Origin of the sequence: Parabacteroides sp. AF39-10AC (assembly GCF_003635405.1) — a bacterium.
Lineage (GTDB): Bacteria > Bacteroidota > Bacteroidia > Bacteroidales > Tannerellaceae > Parabacteroides > Parabacteroides distasonis.
Genome location: NZ_QTLP01000005.1, coordinates 53,878 through 73,432, shown reverse-complemented (window position 1 = coordinate 73,432; position 19,555 = coordinate 53,878). Strand labels below are relative to the sequence as shown.

Genomic DNA, 19,555 nt, shown 5'->3' with positions numbered 1-19,555 from the left:
CAATATGAAAGTAGACGCGAAATCAACCATTGAAGCGGGGAAAGCTATTCTTGGCATAGAATTTGGCTCGACCAGAATAAAAGCTGTCTTGATCGATGAGGAAAACAAACCGATCGCACAAGGAAGTCATAGTTGGGAAAACCAGTTAGTCGACGGACTTTGGACATATAGCGTGGAGGCTATTTGGTATGGATTGCAGGATTGCTATGCGGATCTTCGTTCAAACGTGAAAAAAAAGTATGACGTTGAGATCGAGACACTGGCGGCAATCGGTATTAGCGCCATGATGCATGGTTACATGGCATTCAATGAGAGAGAGGAGATACTCGTGCCTTTTCGCACATGGAGAAACACCCATACGGGCAAGGCTGCGGCGGCCTTATCGGAATTGTTTGTATATAATATTCCTTTGAGATGGAGTATTTCTCATTTGTATCAAGCGATCTTGGATAATGAGGAACACGTTAAGGATATTGATTATCTGACAACCCTTGCCGGTTTCATCCATTGGCAGATAACGGGGCGAAAAGTATTGGGTGTAGGTGACGCATCCGGTATGCTTCCCATAGATCCGGCCACCAAGAACTATTCTGCCGAAATGATATCCCAGTTCGACCGATTAATCGCTACAAAGGGATATGATTGGAATTTGCGGGATATCTTGCCTAAGGTCTTGCTAGCTGGTGAAAATGCCGGTCATCTTACATTGAAGGGAGCTAAAATGCTTGATGTATCAGGCCATTTGAAAGCGGGCATACCTGTTTGTCCTCCGGAAGGCGACGCTGGTACAGGTATGGTGGCGACCAATGCCGTCAAGCGACGTACGGGAAACGTTTCCGCCGGTACATCCTCATTCTCTATGATCGTGTTGGAGAAGGAGTTGTTAAAGCCATACGAGATGATTGACATGGTTACCACACCGGATGGAAGCCTTGTGGCTATGGTACATTGCAATAATTGTACCTCCGACCTTAACGCATGGGTCAATTTATTCAAGGAATATCAAGAGCTGCTGGGTGTACCTGTGGACATGGACGAGGTATTTGGAAAGCTTTATAATCATGCGCTTACGGGGAATGTGGATTGTGGTGGTCTTATTTCATATAATTACATCTCGGGTGAACCTGTAACGGGGCTTTCGGATGGAAGACCGCTATTTATACGCTCGGCGAATGACAAGTTTAACCTTGCGAATTTCATGCGGACTCATCTGTATGCTTCGGTAGGGGTTCTTAAGATAGGTAATGACATCCTTTTCAAAGAAGAGAAAATCAAAGTCGACAGAATTACAGCACATGGAGGTCTGTTCAAGACCAAGGGTGTAGGTCAAAGAATATTGGCTGCGGCTATAAACTCACCCATATCCGTTATGGAAACCGCCGGTGAAGGGGGTGCTTGGGGAATTGCCCTGCTGGGTGCTTTTCTTGTGAACAATGACGGGAAGCAATCTCTGGCTGATTTCTTGGACGAGTATGTGTTTGCCAGTGATGCCGGTGTTGAAATTTCACCCACGGCGGAAGAGGTAGAAGGTTTTAACACATACATCGAAAATTACAAAGCCGGATTGCCCATAGCGGAAGTGGCTGTACGATTTAAATGTTGTTAATTAGAGTTTTGCGCCTCTTTTCAATCTGTCATTGAAGAGGGGTGTATATCTTTAAAGATTTATAAACTCTGTATTTTGACCAGCTTAAGCAAGGGCAATTATACATACAAAAACCTAAATAGATAGTATCCCCTACAAAATGATACATCTTGTTGCTGTAAGCGATACATCTTTCATGGAAATACTTTTGATAAGATAATTTCCACATTGATGCTAACCGATTAAGAGATTACTCTAAAAGTGTTTTGGCAAGTGAGAAAGTAAATTATTAAATATTCTAATTCTATAAAATGTAAGAAATAGACGATTGTTGTTTTCACTAGTCGTTCTTAGACAAGAAACGCATTGAAGAAAGGAGATAAGAGTACGTAAATATGGAAGAACAATTATTACTTGTTGAGCTTAGGCGGGGAAATAAGGAGGTGTTTTCGCTTTTATTTACAGCCTATTACAAGGATATTGTAATGTTCGCTGGCTGTTATTTGCCCGAGAAAACGATCTGTGAGGATGTTGCTCAATCCGTGTTTTTAAAGCTCTGGAACGATCGTGAGAACCTTTTTATCGAAACCTCTTTTAAATCCTATCTATTAACTGCGGTACGAAATAGTTGCCTAGATGAGATACGACATCGCTACGTTGTACGGGAACATGAGGACACCGTTTTATCCTATGCGGAACTAGATGATGTCGATACCGAGAACTACATATTATATTCTGATTTATACACTCATTTAAAAGATGCGTTGGAAAAACTTCCTCCTGTTTACCGGGAGGCCTTCGGGATGAGTCGTTTTGAACAATTAAAGTATAAAGAGATCGCTACACGTTTACAGGTATCCGAGCGTACTGTCGAGGTGCGGATTAGCAAGGCACTGGAACTATTACGTCATCACCTAAAGGATTTCTTTGTTTTATAGATTACCCTGTTCTCTTAAAGAATGTTATTTGAATGTGGGGCTTTAGGACTTAAACGTCTTTTTTATAGAATATAAAGTTATGATGAGCACAAGAAAACAAATAGAGGAGTTAATAACCGGCTATCTTTCCGGGAATACAAATAAGGAAGACACGGAACGATTGGTGGCTTGGATAAAGGAAAGTTCCGACAATCTTCGGTATTATCAGCGATTGAAAAATATATGGCAGGTTGCCCATCCCGCTTTTGGGGCAGATACGATTCATGTAGTTAGTGCCAATGAAAAAATGATGAGTCGGATTGATCCCGTAAAATGGTATGAGTCGAGATTTGTCCGTTATTGGCAATATGCGGCGGCGATACTTCTATTGCCCTTGGTTCTTTTTTCTTCATATTTATTTATTTCCAACCAACGTACGGAATATGCCCAAGTCACTTATCAAGAGGTCTTCGCTCCTTATGGTACCCATTCCCGGGTGAATTTACCAGATGGTTCCTTGGTCTGGCTGAATGCGGGAAGCTCTTTGAAATATCCGACTGTGTTTGACTGGGATAAGCGACAAGTAGAACTTTCCGGAGAGGCTTATTTCGAGGTGGAATCAGATCCGGAGCATCCATTCATTGTTCAAACTGATGGGGTAGAGGTCTCTGCTGTGGGAACCGCTTTCAATGTGGAGGCTTATCGGAACGATTCAATCGTGGCCGTGACGATGGCGATTGGAAAAGTAAATGTCTCTCTGGGGAAACAACGAGTCTTTTCCTTGGTATCCGGCGAACGGATGGGATACAACGTGAATACTTCTTCTTGTCGGATCGAGCGGATCGATCCCTATAAATGGTATGCGTGGAAAGATGGTGCCATGGTTTTCCGGGATGATCCTTTAGAATATGTATTCAAGAAAATCGGGCAGACCTTTAATGTAGATATTGTTTTAAAAGATACCGCTATAGCTCATCAGCCCTATCGGGCTACCTTCCAACAAGAATCGTTGGATGAGATATTGCGCCTATTACGGTTGACGGCTCCTATCCAATATAAATATTCAAACAGGGACCGGGGTACCGATAATCACTACCGAAAACAAAAAATAGAGGTGTACAAAACAAAAAAGTGAAAAAAATACACATCTTGGGTGTGGACTTCTAGAGTTGAGACGTCTTGTCTATGTAGAAGGATTTTATTTGTTAACTATTAAATAGATGTTGCCTATGGAATAAAAAAGAGTGGAAAAACTATATCATGACACGAAATTAGGCTAAAAAAGGGAAGGTCTCGTACACCTCCCCTTTTATAAAGCTTAGTCGTAAAATTTTTATAACCTTATTTTCTAACTAAACACAGCAAAATTATGAAATCAGTTTCACTTGATGAAATTAAACGGCGGTTAATTACCTCTAAATTCTTTTGTATTATGAGAATATGCCTGTTATTACTGATCTGTAGTGTAATGCAAGTTATTGCTTCTACCGGCTATTCGCAAATGACTACACTTTCATTAGATCTAAAAAATGTATCAGTAGAAGATGTCTTGACTGAGATTGAATCGAAAACAGAATACCGTTTTCTGTATAATAAGAAATCGGTAGATGTAGACCGAAAAGTTGATATCTCTGTAGACGGGAAAGAAATAACAACTATCTTGGATAATCTCTTTAAAAAGAGTGATGTGAATTATGTGATAAGTGACCGGCAGATTGTCTTGAATAAGACATCCGATGTCATGATCGTCCAGCAAGGAAGACGGGTAAGCGGCGTTGTCGTGGATGGTACCGGGATTCCGGTGATTGGAGCGAATGTCGTAGAGAAAGGCACTACGAACGGAACGATTACAGATATGGATGGTAAATTTTCACTGGAGGTTCCGGATAACGCTACATTGTTAATCTCTTATATCGGTTATTCTCCTAAGGAGATAGTGGTAAAAGGCCAAAGCTCCTTTCTGATAAAATTGGCGGAGGATACGAAAGCGTTGGATGAGGTAGTCGTAGTAGGTTACGGTATCCAGAAAAAGAGCGTGGTGACGGGAGCGATCTCATCCGTAAAAGCCGAGGATATGATGAATAGCGCTAATACACGACCGGAGCAAGCTTTGCAAGGAAAGACTTCCGGTGTACAGGTATTGTCTTCTTCCGGCGCTCCGGGTTCCAGTATGAAAATCCGTATACGTGGTTATAGCTCTAATGGTAACTCGGACCCTTTATATATTGTCGATGGTTTGCGTACGGATGATATTAGTGGTTTGGAACCTAGTAATATCGCTAGTATGGAGGTTTTGAAAGATGGAGCATCTGCTGCTATCTACGGTGCGGAAGGTGGTAATGGCGTCGTTTTGATTACCACGAAAAATGGTTCGGCTGGTAAGACTCAAGTGACTTACGATTTCCAATATACGATTCAGAGCTTGGGCAAGACTCCGAAAGTCATGAATGCGGAGCAATACATATCTTACATGGATGAATCCGGCGCTATTCCGGGTATTCAATGGGACGGTACCGATACGGATTGGGTGAAAGAGACCTTTGAGGCGGCTCCGATGCAAAAGCATAATTTGTCAATCTCGGGAGGAAATGAAAAGTCTACTTATTTAATGTCATTATCTTTCTTGAATCAAGATGGTATCGTAAAAGGTGACGATGATAACTATAAAAGATATTCCGGGATGTTTAACGGAAGCCAGAAGGTGAACAAATGGTTGAAGGTAGGTAGTAGTGTCCAGATCAACCGATCCGTACAGCATTCGATCAACGAGAATGACGAGTCTCGTGGCGTGATCTCTAACGCTATTTTGCTAGACCCGCTGACACCGGTAGAATATGTAGGCGAGGTTCCTACCCGTGTGCGGGAATTGATCGATGCCGGGAAGCCGGTGATGCAATCGGAGAATGGTAATTATTACGGAATCTCTAAATATGTAAACGGAGAGACGATTAATCCGTTCGTACAGAAGGGGCAGTCTCAAACTGCTACTACGATTACGTCATTGATGGGTAATGCTTATATGGATATCACTCCGTTAGAGGGACTTACTTTTACCTCAAAGCTAGGTATTAATTATTTCTCTAAAAACGTACACAACTATAAGCCGGAATACTATTATAGCGGCGAGATGATGAATGCGTTTGCTTCTGTTAGCGAGTCGGACGCTACCATGACCTATTGGCAATGGGAAAATTATGCTTCTTATGTAAAGAGCTTCAATAAGCATAACTTTACCTTCATGGCAGGAACCGCGGTTTCCCGCAGGGATTATAAGACGGTTACGGCTTCCGGTTATCCATTGATCAAAGACCAAGATTCGTATGCCGATCTGGATTATATCTCTACGCAGGCAAATTCAAAGGTAGGTGGAACCACCTTGACTGATACGAAGCTTTCCTATTTTGCCCGAATCAATTATGATTATGAGAATAAATATTTATTCCAAGCGACGGTTCGCCGGGACGCTGCCGGTCTTTCTATCCTTCCGAAGGATAATCGTTGGGGTACGTTCCCTGCTTTATCAGCGGGTTGGGTGATCAGTAACGAGGATTTCTTTCCGGAACTGAATGGGTTCTCTTACGCTAAGATTCGTGGTAGTTGGGGACAAAATGGTAGTTTGTCGAACCTTGGTAAATACAGTTATGCGTCTAATGTCGTGTCATCCGGTTCTGTAACCAATTATCTGACTTGGTCAAGCATGAATGCTTCTACCTTGTATCCTTTGGCGGATGGTACATATGCGACCGCTTCTTCTCCTTCCGTATTGGGTAATAATAAATTGACATGGGAAACCAGTGAGCAGTTAGACTTTGGTATCGATCTACGCTTCTTGGCCGATCGTCTAGGGTTTACGATGGACTACTATCATAAGACTACGAAAGATCTGATTACGACAAATACGCCTCCACTAGAAGCCGGTAATAGCGCTTCCCCGATCAATGGTGGAAACGTGGTGAATAAGGGATTTGATTTTGAGTTGACTTGGCGTGATCATATAGGTGATTTTAAGTATAGTATCGCGGCGAACTTATCTACCTTGAAAAATGAGGTGACTTACTTAGACCCAACAATCAGTCGCCTAAATGGTGCTTCCGTAAACAAATGGTCTTCTGCCACGGCGTTCGAGAAAGGCCTTCCGGTTTGGTATTTCCGGGGATATAAGACGGATGGTATAGATCCGGCAACAGGAAACGTGAACTTTGTGGACGTAAATGGCGATGGAACGGTGAATGCGAATGATTTTACGTATATCGGTAGCGCTATTCCGGATATTACCTACGGAGCTACCTTGAATATGGAATATAAGGGGTTTGACTTTACGATGTTCATACAGGGACAAGCAGGAAACGATATCTTGATGGGTATTATCCGTACGGACCGTCCGGCGACAAACAAGCTGTCTTTGTTCTACACCGATCGTTGGACTCCGGAGAATCCGAACGCCTCACGCCCGTCCGCAACCGTAGACGCTAAGTACTGGAATAGTGACCAGATGTTATTTAACGGCTCTTTTATGAAAATCAAGCAAATACAATTAGGTTACTCATTACCGGTTCTCGTGACAAATAAGTTGCATATCGGGCATACACGTATCTATGCGTCTTTGGATGACTTTTTCACATTTACGAATTATCTGGGTATGGACCCGGAGGCATCTAGCTCCAATAATAATAGCATCGGTATAGATCGTGGATTCTTCCCGATATCTAAGAAGGTTTTATTCGGATTATCTCTTAATTTCTAACTACTAATTATGCATGGATTATGAATACAGGAATCATTAAATACGGAATATTATCGTTGGCATTTACGTTGTGTACGGCTAGTTGCTCGGATTTTCTGGATACGGAACAAAGAGGGGTAACGACACAGGAGTCTTTTTATAAGACGGACGCAGAGGTTACAGAGGCTTTATATGCTATTTACAATAAGATGCAAAGCAGTGATTTGAATACGTTCCAGTTCAAGAATCTTCTTTCGGATGACGCCATGGCTGGTGGTGGCGGTCGTGGAGATAATAACCAAGGTGAGGAATTGGATGAGTTTCGTTTCGGATCGAGTAATACGATACTTCGTGCGATGTTCACGAAATATTACCAGATCATCTATACTGCGAACTTATTGATTAACAAAGTGGCTCCGGAATCGGAAGTGAAAAAGATGGCGATCGCGGAGGCCAAGACTTTCCGTGCCTATGCTTATTTTGAGTTAGTGACTCTTTGGGGAACTGCTCCTTTGGTAACGGAACCTCTTGATCCGGATAATTATGCGCAACCCAACTCCACGCTAGAAGAGCTTTGGGGGCAAATAGAGAAGGATTTACAGGAGGCTATCCCCGATTTACCTTTAAAAAGTCAGTTATCGGCGGCGAAAAAAGGAAATATTTCCAAGGGTACCGCTCAATCTTGGTTAGGAAAAGCGTATCTTTATCAGAAAAAATATGATGAGGCTGCGGTCATATTCGATGAGGTGATCAATAGCAATGAATATGCCTTGAATCCAGACTTTTCGATGTTAACCCGTAAATCTACCGAGTTTGGGAAGGAATCTATTTTTGAGGTGTCTTATGCGGATGAGTTGTCAACGATAACGGAAGGGAATACGGTTGTGGCCTATTGTGGCCCTCGTACGCCATGGTTTACAGCAGGGACGAGCGGTATCACGGAAACCGGTTGGGGCTGGTGCGGCCCGAGAGCTGAATTATATGACGCTTTTGTTGCGGCGGGTGATGTAGTGCGCAGGAAAGGTACTGTAATCAGTGAGCAAGATTTGATTTCGGAGTTCGGAGGTTCTTTCCGTGATTCGGAAGGTAATTTACCCTATGGAACGGAAGGGTATGTACGTATCAAGCATGGCGCTTTTGTCGATGAGACCCCGGGCGAGGAGTATCATACCATTAGCGGGATGAACTACCGTATTACTCGTTATGCGGATGTCCTTTTGATGGCAGCGGAGGCTTATAATCGTAAGTCGAGCCCGGATGACACAAAGGCTTTAAGTTACATCAATCAAGTTCGTGCTAGAGCGCAAATGCCGGATTTGACCTCCAGAGGCGATAAGTTATTTGAGGACATTAAGCTAGAGAGACGTTTGGAACTTGCGTTTGAGTTTGTACGTTATCAAGATTTGATCCGTTGGGGAGATGCGGATAAAGTGCTGGCTGATCAAGGTAAGAAGATCCCTAGAGGTGATGGAACCTATTTCGATTTCCCGGATGCGGGTTTTAAGGAACGTAATTGGTTATTACCATTCCCGGATACGGAAATTAATGTGAATCCGAATTTGAAACAGAATGCAGGTTGGTAATTAAGGAATGAATTTAAATAAATATCTATGAAAACACATTTTTTATCAATACTAGCGTTTAGCTGTATCTGCTGTTCATGCAAGACGGCTCCTCAAGCGGAGTGGGTAAGTACGACATTTGAGTCCCCATGGGTTACACAACCCGAAGTGGTAGCGGTATCTGAAACTTCAGAGCCGGATGTGGTTGTAGACGTAACAAAGACCGCTCAAACGATTGATGGGTTTGGTACTTGTTTCAATGAGTTGGGATGGACTTCTCTCTCTCTGCTAGATGAAACCGTACGTGAGAGTATCTTAAAAGAGATGTTCGCCCCGGGTGTAGGCGCGAATTTTACGATTTGCCGGATGCCGGTAGCGGCGAATGATTTCGCCATAGACTGGTATTCGTATAATGAGACAGAAGGAGACTTTGAAATGAAGAATTTCTCGATCGATCACGACCGGGCTACCTTGATCCCATTTATTCAAGGTGCCCAGCGTTACAATCCGAACATCAAGATTTGGGCCTCACCTTGGTGTCCTCCCTCGTGGATGAAGTGGAATAAGCACTACGCTTCCCGATCAACGACCGCATTAGCTAAGCGGCTGAAGAAAAGACAGACGGGAGAAGAAACCTTTATGTTCAGGGTAGTTGATAACGAGCTGCCCGAGGACCGCCAAGCATTTGAGGGTGCGGACGCTTTCATTCAGAAAGATGCCTATTTCAAGGCTTATGCGCTTTATTTCTCGAAGTTCATTGATGCCTACCGGCAGGAGGGTATTGATATATTTGGAGTGATGCCTCAGAATGAGTTTAACTCTGACCAGCCCTACCCAAGCTGTTGCTGGACCTTGGGTGGATTGGCTACCTTTATGGGGAAATATCTTGGTCCAGCTATGGCAGAGAAAGGGGTAGAGATGATGTATGGAACGGTGGAGCGTCCCCGTGAGGCGATGATTGATTCCATTATGCAAGATCCGGATTGCAAGCGTTATGTGAAAGCCATCGGATTCCAGTGGGCTGGAAAAGATGCCTTGCCGATAGCCGCTCGTAAATATCCGCACTTGAAGTTCCTACAAACGGAGCAAGAATGTGGAAATGGTAAGAATGACTGGAATGGTGCTGTTCATTCTTGGGATTTGATGAAACATTATTTGAGTCATGGCGTGTCTGTCTATACTTATTGGAATACATCCTTAAAGCACGGAGGTATCAGCCGTTGGGGATGGGCTCAGAATTCCTTGGTGGTGGTAAGTGAAGACGGTAAGACTTTCTCGTATACTCCGGAATACTATATAATGAAACATGTAAGTCATTATGTACAACCGGGTGCGAAAAGATTAGTGACGGATGGTGCGTATAAAGATGTATTGGCTTTCGTGAATCCGGATAATAGTGTCGTTATTGTGGCGGGAAACTCTGGATCAGTGGATAAACTGGTAAGTTTTAAGGTTAACAATTCAGTATATTCACCTGTATTAAAAGCCAATTCAGTGAATACACTTTTAATTAAGTAGCGTATGAGAAAATCCGTTATCGTAGGATGTTGCCTTCTGGCAGCATCCTGCTTTTTACCAGCCCAACAAAAAAAATACTTGGACCATCTATCTGATTATATAGAAAACACATCAGTCTTTGGATGGAATCAAGAGGAGGGACGGGCGTATCATATACCCGAGAAGCATATTTCCTTAAACGGGGATTGGAAGTTCTTCTTTAGTGATACGCCGGAAGGTATCCCTTCTGATTTTTATAAGGAGAACTTTAATGATAAGGCATGGTCTTTGATCCCGGTTCCTTCTAATTGGGAGATGCAGGGATATGGCGATAAGTTGTTTCGTAATGTGCATGCGCCTTTTAAAGCGAATCCCCCGTTTGTGCCGAAGGAATATAATCCGACTGGGGCTTATCGGAAGACTTTTACGCTTCCGGCATCATGGGAAAACGATCAAGTATTTCTTCGTTTGGAAAAGGTGGCGTCCGCTTCGTTTGTTTGGGTGAACGGACAGGCAATCGGCTATAATGAGGGAGCACAAGAACCTGCGGAATATAATATCACGAAATATCTGAAGCCGGGAAAGAATACTGTAGCGATACATGTCTTGAAGTATTCGGATGGTTATTATCTGGAAGGACAGGATTATTGGCGCTTAGCTGGCATCTTCGATGATGTCTGGCTTTATGCGACGCCCTCTGTCCGTCTTTTTGATTGGTATGTCGTGACTGATCTGGATGATACTTATACAGATGCGGACTTGAAGCTGCAGGTAGACATTAAAAAGTACACGGAAGAGGTTTCGATAGATTACCGATTGAAAGTTCAATTATGGGATGACCGGAAGGAATTGGTTACGGAATTAAATAGCGATCCGTTTAAGATCGAATCGATCGGTAAGAAGAGGTTGGATTTATCACGGTTGATAAAAAATCCAAAGAAATGGACCTCTGAGACTCCGTATTTATATACGCTAAAAATGAGCTTGCTAACCATGGATGGTGCGGAGCACGATGCGATAGCAACCCGTATGGGTTTTAAGGAGACTGAAATTAGAGGAGAGGCTTTTTATTTAAACGGAGTACTCTTAAAAGTGAATGCCCAGAATTCCCATATGCAGCATCCGGAGATGGGCCATGCGATGACCGAGGATATTATCCGAAAAGATTTTGAGATATTGAAGCGATTTAATTTCAATGCGGTCCGAACGTCTCATTATCCACCGGTGAATAAATATCTGGAACTGGCGGATGAGTATGGGCTCTTCGTTATAGATGAGGCGGGTGTAGAGGCTCATGCTACCGAGTTTGTCTCAAAAAAGCCGGAGTTTACGGAGATGTATAAGGAGAGAGTTCGGCAGATGGTTCTTCGTGATCGTAATCATCCGAGTATCTTATTCTGGAGTGCCGGAAATGAGAGTGGCGAGGGATTTAATATTGGTGAGGTTGTCAAGGAAGGCCGGAAATATGATTACACACGTTATTGGATGTATGGCGGTAATGCTTTCGCTCATCCGGCGGAAGAGATTATAGGTCCTCGTTACCCGACTCCGATCGAATTAGAGATGCAAGTAGGTATTTGTCCGGATAGCTCGGATATCCGTCCGTCCTTTATGGATGAATATTTGTCTGTCGCCGGAAATGGAGGTGGCGGTTTGGACGATTACTGGCGGGTGATTTATGCGCATCCCCGTACGATGGGAGGGGCTATTTGGGATTTCGTCAGTCCGGGTTTGACGGAGCCAGTCCGTCTATTGAATGATAAATCCCCTTATCAAACTCCCGCTCATATTATGGGTAATGCCCGTTTGGTGAAAGAGAGTAAGGGAAATGTACTGGATTTGAACGGACACGATCAATGGGTAGAGGTCTATAGGCAGTCGAATGTGGAAATTACGGGTGACCAGTTAACCTTAACTTGTGATGTTTATCCTCGGAAACTGATAAGTAGCTGCGGATCTTTTATCACAAAAGGTAGTTATCAGTTTGGATTGCAGCAACAGGGGGAAGATTCACTGGATTTTTATTTATATACGGATAAACGTCATATCTTACGTGTGAAATTGCCGGTGGATTGGGAGAATAATTGGCATCAATTATCGGGTGTATATGATGGCAAGGCGATGGCGGTTTATATCGATCAAAAAAAGGTGGGTGAACAGGCGGTATCCGGTACGATCAAGAATTTTCCTTTCCCCGTGAATATCGGTAGAAATGCGGAGATCCATGGCCAAGAAACGGATGTTTATATCTGTGACGCACAGATGGACAATGTCGGTATTTTTACGACCGCTTTTACGCCAGATCAGTCTTGTTCTTCCGAACAAGCTGCCTTATGGCTTGACTTTGAGACTGAAACGACCTTAGGATCATTCTTTAGTTATGGTATAGGTGCCCGTACTTATGGGAGTATCTGGCCGGATCGTACTGTTCAACCGGAGATGTGGCAGATGAAGAAGTCTGTTCAACCTATTTCAATCTCATGGCTTGATGCCGGAAATGGTTGGATAGAGGTTTGGAATAGAAGTCATTTCTTGAATAGTTCTTATTATCGTACGAAATGGTTCTTGGAAGCGGATGGTACGGTATTGGATGAAGGTGAATTGGATTTGCGAGTAGCCCCGTTATCGAAGGTGAAAGTTCAAATACCATTTAAGAAACCTGTTATTCAAGCAGGTGCAGAATATCGGATTACGTTCAGTTCGACATTAAGGAATAAGGAATGCTGGGCTCCGGCTGGCTTTGAGGTAGCTTGGGACCAATTGGAACTTCCTTGGCATAGAGAGAAGGAGGTTGAAACGGTATCCATTTCCCCGGTATCATTAGAACAAGAAAAGGGGCAAATCTTGATTTCCGGAACGGATTTTAAATATGTTTTTGATAAAAAGCAAGGGACATTGATCTCCATGATCTATAAGAATAGTGAAATGCTGAAAGAACCTTTAAAGATGAATGTTTGGAGGGCTCCATTGGCAAATGAGCAGGACCAATGGAATTCCCGAAATGCTCGTTCTTATAGTTGGAAAGAGGGATATGGCCAGCAAATCGCAGCGGAATATTATTCAACAGGGATTGATAAACTCAATCATTATCCAATCTCTGTGGACGCTCAGTTGATAGAAGGGAAAGCTTTGATCCGTGTTAGGGAAATTTGCTTGACAGGCAATAGCGCCGTGGAGAAAAAAGATTTGTATATCTGGGGAACTCAAAGTAATGGTTTTGAAAATATGTATACCTATATGATTGCGGGTGATGGGCAAATTGTTCTGCAGCATACTTTACTACCGCAAGGAAAACTTCCTCTCTGGTTGCCTCGTGTTGGTATGACACTCACATTGGATGAACGTCTGAATCAAGTAGAATGGTACGGGCGTGGCCCTCAAGAGAATTATCCGGATCGTAAGACGGGCTATAAAATCGGTATTTACCGGTCTACGGTGGATGATATGTATGAACCTTACTTAATCCCGCAAGATTACGGACTCCGTACGGATAACCGTTGGGTACGCATGACCGATGAACAGGGGCTTGGGTTAGAGTTCTCAATGAATAAGTTTTTCAATTTTAATGCGTATCCTTATTCCACGGATAACCTGACAAAAGCGATGTATACCTATCAGCTCCAGAAACAAGATGGAATAACGTTCAATCTGGATTATGCGACGACCGGGGTCGGATGTACGGCTCGTGCGGTTTTTGATAGTTATAAAGTGTACCCCGGAGCTTATGAACGTGAGATAAGGATAAAACCTATTGATTTACGTAAGCAGCCGCATTAACATTCATGACTACTCATGCAAGCGTACATGACTACCCACGAACGCTTGCGTGAGTACTCTTGTGATATGCTACATTGCGCATTTCTTTCTCTATTTTTATGCGAATAAGAACATGATAAAAGGTAAATAGTCCTTCAATTTAACCCGCAATATTTTCAAGGATTGTGTAATCCGGTATTCCACGGTTTTGATAGAAACCCCCAAGGCCTCTGCGATTTGGGGATTAGATTGCTCTCCGAATCGGCTAAGTTTAAATGTCTCCCGGTAATTCTCAGGCAATTCTTCGATCGCTTTCGTGATATTCTCTGTAAGCTCGTTTACGAAATAGGTATCAGGATTCTCAAATTGATCTTTAATCTTATCATAAATCAGGCTATGTACTCGCTCATGATACAATTGCCTTTTGATCGCATTGAGGCAACGATGCTTAACAGCCATAAAAAGATAGGATTTTAGGGATATCTCTACAAATAAGGAATTTCGGTTTTCCCATATAAATAACATTAGCTCCTGAATAAGTTCTTCGGCATCCTCATCAGAAACATATTGGGAAGCATATTCGCATAGTGGCGAATAAAATTTGATAAACATCTGTTTAAAAGCGTTTTTACTTCCTAATTGTATTTGTTCAATTAAAGTAGAATCATCCATAGCACCTTCTTCATCCTTTCTTTTCTGTAAGCAAAGATATATTTTATCTTGGATATTCAAGGTTAAAATCAGGGTAACCACATCGAAATATCACTTTTAGGACATCCTTATCACAAGATATACTTACTTTACCGATGAAGTACTACTTACTTTACTGATGAAGTATATATCCTATGGGAAAGTAAGTAGTAAAAGTCTAACGGTCTTCCGTAAAAAAAATTGATGCGGTCACCTTGGGCTAAAAATGAGAAAGTTGAAAAAAAATTGCTTTTTAATTAAGGGTGTGTTCTTTCAGGATTGTCTTAGTTATAGAAACAGATAAGAATGAAAACTGAAAATAGACATATTAATTTCCAAGAGCCGGAAGGTATGATGCTTTTACGGTATATAAAGGACACAGCTTCTAATGAGGAAAAATCTTATATTGAAGCTTGGCTGGAAGCGGATGAAAATAATAAGAGGATCTTATTACAGACCGCCCGTATATATTATGCGAACAATGCGATGGAACGGATCGCTAGCCGAAATCCATTGATTGCCTACGAAAAGCTGGAACAACGATTAGCAAAACGGACTCGTTCATATTGGCTGAAGAGGTTCTCTGTCGCTGCGGCTTGTATAATTGCTATCATTGGACTATCAACCTTATTTTCCCATAGAAAGGCTGATTCTGAATTTGGAGATCCTCAAATTATAACACTTCAGGCAAATGCGGGAGTCCGTACACGCTTTAATTTACCGGATGGTACTGTTGTTTATCTAAATTCGGGTAGTGTTTTATCCTATCCGATGTCTTATGACCAAAAAGAAAGAAAAGTATATTTATCAGGAGAAGCCTATTTTAAAGTCACTCACAACGAAAAACAACCTTTTATTGTCAGTACTTCAGGAGATCAGCATAGGGTTAGAGTTTTAGGCACGGAGTTTAATATACAAGCTTATGGGGATGAGAATATAATTTCGACTACTTTAGTGACGGGCTCCGTAAATCTCGAGGTGAAGAATAAATCAGGGAATGTGAGTCATAGGACGTTACTACCATCCGAAAAAGCGATTTGCAACTTGGATAAAGAAGAAATTTCTGTGATGAAAATAAACACGATGTATGAAACCGCATGGATGGATGGCAAACTGATGTTCAAGGATACGCCTTTACCTGAGGCTTTGAAAAAATTGTCATATTACTATAATGTTGAATTTGTGATTCAGGATGCGGAGATTAAAAGCTATTGTTTAACCGGTATTTTAGATAATAGGTTGCTATCTCAGACACTAGACTATTTGAGAATATCTTCAAATATTGATTATCGTATAGAAGATATGAAGACAGATGACAGCAAAGGTACTAACCGTACTCGAGTTATACTTTGGAAAGGAAAATAAAGAAAAATGTATAACAATTAAATAATATGGGCCTATGGAATAAAAGAACAAGAAAGTAGACTTGGTCTATCTAAAAAACATACGGGAAAATGTTACCAGCATCTTCCCATATGAAACAATTTGATAGAAGGTCTTTAAACCGACTAAGAAATTTATTTTTTAATCTTAAATCAATTACAAAAATATGATGAATAATTTATATTTCCAACTTGATGGAGATAAATCAGCGTTTGTCAGGTTGGTATCTAAAATATCAAGAATTATGAAGTTGACCTTATTTCTTGTATGTTTATCAATTAGTATGTCATTTGCTATGACAACAAATGCTCAAAGCACCTCACTTTCTTTTAAAGCGACAGATCAATCTATAAAAGAAGTTTTGGAACTGATTGAAAGTCAAACTGATTTCCACTTCTTTTATAATAGTAAATTAGTTGATATCAATCAAGTAATATCTGTTGATATAAAGGATAAAGATGTGTTCACTACATTAGATCATATATTTGAGAATTCGAATATACGATATAAAATAGTAGGAAAAGATGTGATTCTATCAGTAAAAGGCAGTAAGTCTGATCAAGATGAAAAGACAGTAACAGGTACTGTTGTTGATGAGATGGGGGAGCCTATTATTGGTGCAAATATTGTAGAGAAGGGTAAAGCAAATGGAACTATGTCTGATTTGAATGGTCATTTCTCTATTGTAGTGTCTTCCGATGCGGTACTCCAGATTTCTTATATTGGATTTTCTCTTCATGAAGAAGCCGTGAAAAATAAAAATGTACTTCAGGTCATTATGAAAGAGGATACACAAAAATTAGATGAGGTAGTCGTTGTTGGTTATGGCTCAGTTGACAAAAAAGAGTTGACTTCTGCTGTAACCGCTGTTTCTAGTAAAGACTTTTTACAAGGAGCATTTACAAGTCCGCTGTCAATGATCGATGGAAAAGTATCAGGCGTTAATGTCTCGAATGCGGCGGCGGCAGATCCTAACTCTTCTCCTAATATCCAGATGCGAGGTGCTTCTTCCATAGAGGCAGGGAATTCGCCATTGGTTATTATAGACGGAATGCCGGGTGCAGATTTAAGAAGTGTCGCTAACCAAGATATTGAATCAATTACAATATTGAAAGATGGTTCGGCTGCAGCGATTTATGGTTCACGTGCAGCGAATGGAGTTATTTTGGTGCAAACAAAAAAAGGAAAGGCTGGAAAAGTTTCTATATCTTATGATGGCTATATCGATCATGATATGGTAGCTAATCAACCAGAAGTACTTTCTGTGGATGAGTTTCTTGCGCATGAAAGAGATGTAGATTTTGGTCATCGGGTGGATTGGTATGACAAATTGTTGAATAAGAGTAATCTGGGTCAAAGTCATTATTTAGCTGTTTCAGGAGGAGGTGAAAATTTGACCTTTAGAGCTTCAGCCAATTATAAGAAGAAAGATGGCTTGGATATAGTGTCTTCTAGAAAAGAGTATGGAGTTAGAATGGGATTCACCGCAAAGACATTAGAAGGTCTGCTAGAGATTCAAGGAAACTTGTCCACACGAGTTATCAATGAGGAATATGTGGATTATGGCGTATTTCAGCAAGCGATAAAATTGAATCCGACTCATCCATTGATGGATGAAAAAGATCCTTCTAAATATAGTACTCTGTATGGGTTTGATACCTATAATCCTGTAGGATGGTTGAAAGATAAGGAGGATGGAGGTGATAGACAGTTTTCCCTTGCTGATTTTAAAGTGAAACTAAATATTTTACCGACGCTAAATACTGAATTATCTCTAGCTAGACAGAGTCAAGAGTATTTTAAACGTATATATGTTAATTCAAATCATAAGGAATCTATAGATAATATGCGTTCCGGACGAGGAACTCTGCAGGAAGAAAATTATACGGATTATACATTGGAATGGATCGGTAATTATTTTACGACAATTGACAAGCATACAATTAAATTAATGGCTGGATATTCGTATCAAGAGTTTAATCATCGTAGTTTTTCTTCAGAGAATGCAAATTTTCCTTCGGATGCGATGTCCTATAACAATCTGGAAGCTGGAGATTGGAATATGGCAGCAGGTCGTTTAGGGGTATCTTCGTTGAAAGAAAAAGAAAAGACAATAGGTTTTCCTGCGCGATTGATTTATAACTATGATGATACTTACTATTTGACGGCTTCTGTTAGATATGAAGGAAATAGTAAATTTGGGGCAAATCATAAATGGGGATGGTTCCCTGCAGCCTCTGCGGCATGGCGAATGTCAAGTTTGCCTGCTATTAAAAATATAGAGGCCATCAATGATTTAAAACTCCGTTTTTCATATGGAGTTACAGGGCGCTCTGGTTTCCCAAAGTATTCAGCGTTGGCTCGTTATGAGCAAGGTGGGTATTGGCTAGACGATAATGGACAATGGACCCAAGCGTGGGGACCTACGAATAATCCTAATCCTGATTTACATTGGGAAAAGCAGATATCTTATAACTTGGGTGTGGATTTTTCTCTTTTAAAGAATAAGTTATCAGGTAGTTTGGATGCCTATGTAAAACAAGGTAAAGAAGTAATTTCTAATTATGACGCTCCACTACCCCCTTTTATGTTTGATCAGATATTTACAAATGTAGCTTCTACTAGTTCAAAAGGTTTGGAACTGACTTTAAATTGGGATGTTGTAAACATGAAAGATTTTAGTTATTCGACTAATCTAGTTGCTTCTTTTACGAAATCTAAACTGGATAAATTCTCGAATGGTACATATCAGAAAGGATATATGGATCGATATTTACTGCCAGCTCCCGGAAATCCCGGCTATGCCCAACGCTTACAAGACGGAGTGGAAATTGGTTCTTTTTATGGCTTAAGATATGCGGGAGTTGATGATAATGGCAATATGTTGGTTTGGAAAGACGCTAAAATTGGAGGAGAAAAAATACTCGCTAATGGTGAAGCTAGTGATACAGACAAAGATTATATTGGCCATGGAACACCTAGATATTCTTTGTCTTGGGGGAATACATTTCGATATAAAGGATTTGATTTAAGTCTATATTTCCAAGGGCGCTTTGACTATCAAATATTGAATATGTATCAAATGTATTATGGATTAGTTGCTGAACCGGGTATGAATTTATTAGAAGATGCTTATGGAAAGAATGGGCATATTAAGTCAGGAAAAGTGATGTGTGATTATTTTTTGGAGGATGGAGATTATTTTAGGTTGGATAACATAACTTTAGGATGGACTCCAAAATTAGATACAAAGTGGATTAGCAATTTACGGGTATATGCGACAGTTAAAAATGCGTTTACTATTACGAAATATTCAGTAATGGACCCGACATCTGTGGATATAAATGGTCTAGAACCAGGTATTAGCGGTCTAAATGTGTATCCTATTGCCAGATCATTCACATTTGGAATTCAAATTTCATATTAATCTTAATTTCATTTA

10 protein-coding genes are annotated in these 19,555 nt (G+C 41.1%); 9 read left to right on the top strand and 1 reads right to left on the bottom strand.

Annotation, left to right across the window (positions count from 1 at the left end; all coding sequences use genetic code 11):
* The first annotated feature begins 4 nt into the window (after positions 1–4).
* The 7 genes from DW033_RS06040 (at position 5) to DW033_RS06010 (ending at position 14,061) form a co-directional block, all read left to right on the top strand.
* Positions 5–1,606, top strand: coding sequence for a xylulokinase (locus tag DW033_RS06040; protein WP_122382536.1), 1,602 nt, complete (start codon positions 5–7; stop codon positions 1,604–1,606).
* Between the two features lie 374 nt (positions 1,607–1,980).
* The gene (locus DW033_RS06035; RefSeq protein ID WP_122382535.1) at positions 1,981–2,523 is read left to right on the top strand and encodes an RNA polymerase sigma-70 factor; all 543 of its coding nucleotides are present in this window, start codon (positions 1,981–1,983) and stop codon (positions 2,521–2,523) included.
* A gap of 82 nt (positions 2,524–2,605) precedes the next feature.
* Positions 2,606–3,637 (top strand): FecR family protein, encoded by a 1,032-nt coding sequence (locus DW033_RS06030; protein ID WP_122382580.1) that lies wholly within the window; start codon positions 2,606–2,608, stop codon positions 3,635–3,637.
* Between the two features lie 297 nt (positions 3,638–3,934).
* Positions 3,935–7,246 (top strand): TonB-dependent receptor, encoded by a 3,312-nt coding sequence (locus DW033_RS06025; protein ID WP_233554136.1) that lies wholly within the window; start codon positions 3,935–3,937, stop codon positions 7,244–7,246.
* Positions 7,247–7,266: 20 nt separating this feature from the next.
* A complete protein-coding gene (locus tag DW033_RS06020; protein WP_122382533.1) occupies positions 7,267–8,808 on the top strand; it encodes a RagB/SusD family nutrient uptake outer membrane protein in 1,542 nt (513 codons plus the stop codon).
* A 27-nt stretch (positions 8,809–8,835) separates the two neighbouring features.
* Positions 8,836–10,305, top strand: a complete 1,470-nt coding sequence (locus DW033_RS06015; RefSeq protein ID WP_122382532.1) for a glycoside hydrolase family 30 beta sandwich domain-containing protein — start codon at positions 8,836–8,838, stop codon at positions 10,303–10,305.
* Positions 10,306–10,308: 3 nt separating this feature from the next.
* On the top strand, positions 10,309–14,061 hold the full coding sequence (locus tag DW033_RS06010) for a glycoside hydrolase family 2 TIM barrel-domain containing protein (RefSeq protein WP_122382531.1): 3,753 nt from the start codon (positions 10,309–10,311) through the stop codon (positions 14,059–14,061).
* A gap of 96 nt (positions 14,062–14,157) precedes the next feature.
* On the opposite strand, the gene DW033_RS06005 is transcribed toward DW033_RS06010, so the two are convergent.
* Complete coding sequence (locus tag DW033_RS06005; RefSeq protein WP_008778443.1) at positions 14,158–14,712, bottom strand: RNA polymerase sigma-70 factor; 555 nt, start codon at positions 14,710–14,712, stop codon at positions 14,158–14,160.
* A 324-nt stretch (positions 14,713–15,036) separates the two neighbouring features.
* On the opposite strand from DW033_RS06005, the gene DW033_RS06000 reads away from it, so the two are divergent.
* Both DW033_RS06000 and DW033_RS05995 read left to right on the top strand, forming a co-directional pair.
* Positions 15,037–16,095, top strand: coding sequence for a FecR family protein (locus tag DW033_RS06000; RefSeq protein WP_036613589.1), 1,059 nt, complete (start codon positions 15,037–15,039; stop codon positions 16,093–16,095).
* A gap of 184 nt (positions 16,096–16,279) precedes the next feature.
* Positions 16,280–19,540 (top strand): SusC/RagA family TonB-linked outer membrane protein, encoded by a 3,261-nt coding sequence (locus DW033_RS05995; protein ID WP_122382530.1) that lies wholly within the window; start codon positions 16,280–16,282, stop codon positions 19,538–19,540.
* Positions 19,541–19,555 lie beyond the last annotated feature (15 nt).

Coding starts and splice junctions, on each gene's coding strand:
- DW033_RS06010 (WP_122382531.1), top strand. CDS start 10,309: ATGAGAAAATCCGTTATCGTAGGATGTTGCCTTCTGGCAGCATCCTGC.
- DW033_RS06015 (WP_122382532.1), top strand. CDS start 8,836: ATGAAAACACATTTTTTATCAATACTAGCGTTTAGCTGTATCTGCTGT.
- DW033_RS05995 (WP_122382530.1), top strand. CDS start 16,280: ATGATGAATAATTTATATTTCCAACTTGATGGAGATAAATCAGCGTTT.
- DW033_RS06000 (WP_036613589.1), top strand. CDS start 15,037: ATGAAAACTGAAAATAGACATATTAATTTCCAAGAGCCGGAAGGTATG.
- DW033_RS06025 (WP_233554136.1), top strand. CDS start 3,935: ATGAGAATATGCCTGTTATTACTGATCTGTAGTGTAATGCAAGTTATT.
- DW033_RS06030 (WP_122382580.1), top strand. CDS start 2,606: ATGAGCACAAGAAAACAAATAGAGGAGTTAATAACCGGCTATCTTTCC.
- DW033_RS06035 (WP_122382535.1), top strand. CDS start 1,981: ATGGAAGAACAATTATTACTTGTTGAGCTTAGGCGGGGAAATAAGGAG.
- DW033_RS06005 (WP_008778443.1), bottom strand. CDS start 14,712: ATGGATGATTCTACTTTAATTGAACAAATACAATTAGGAAGTAAAAAC.
- DW033_RS06020 (WP_122382533.1), top strand. CDS start 7,267: ATGAATACAGGAATCATTAAATACGGAATATTATCGTTGGCATTTACG.
- DW033_RS06040 (WP_122382536.1), top strand. CDS start 5: ATGAAAGTAGACGCGAAATCAACCATTGAAGCGGGGAAAGCTATTCTT.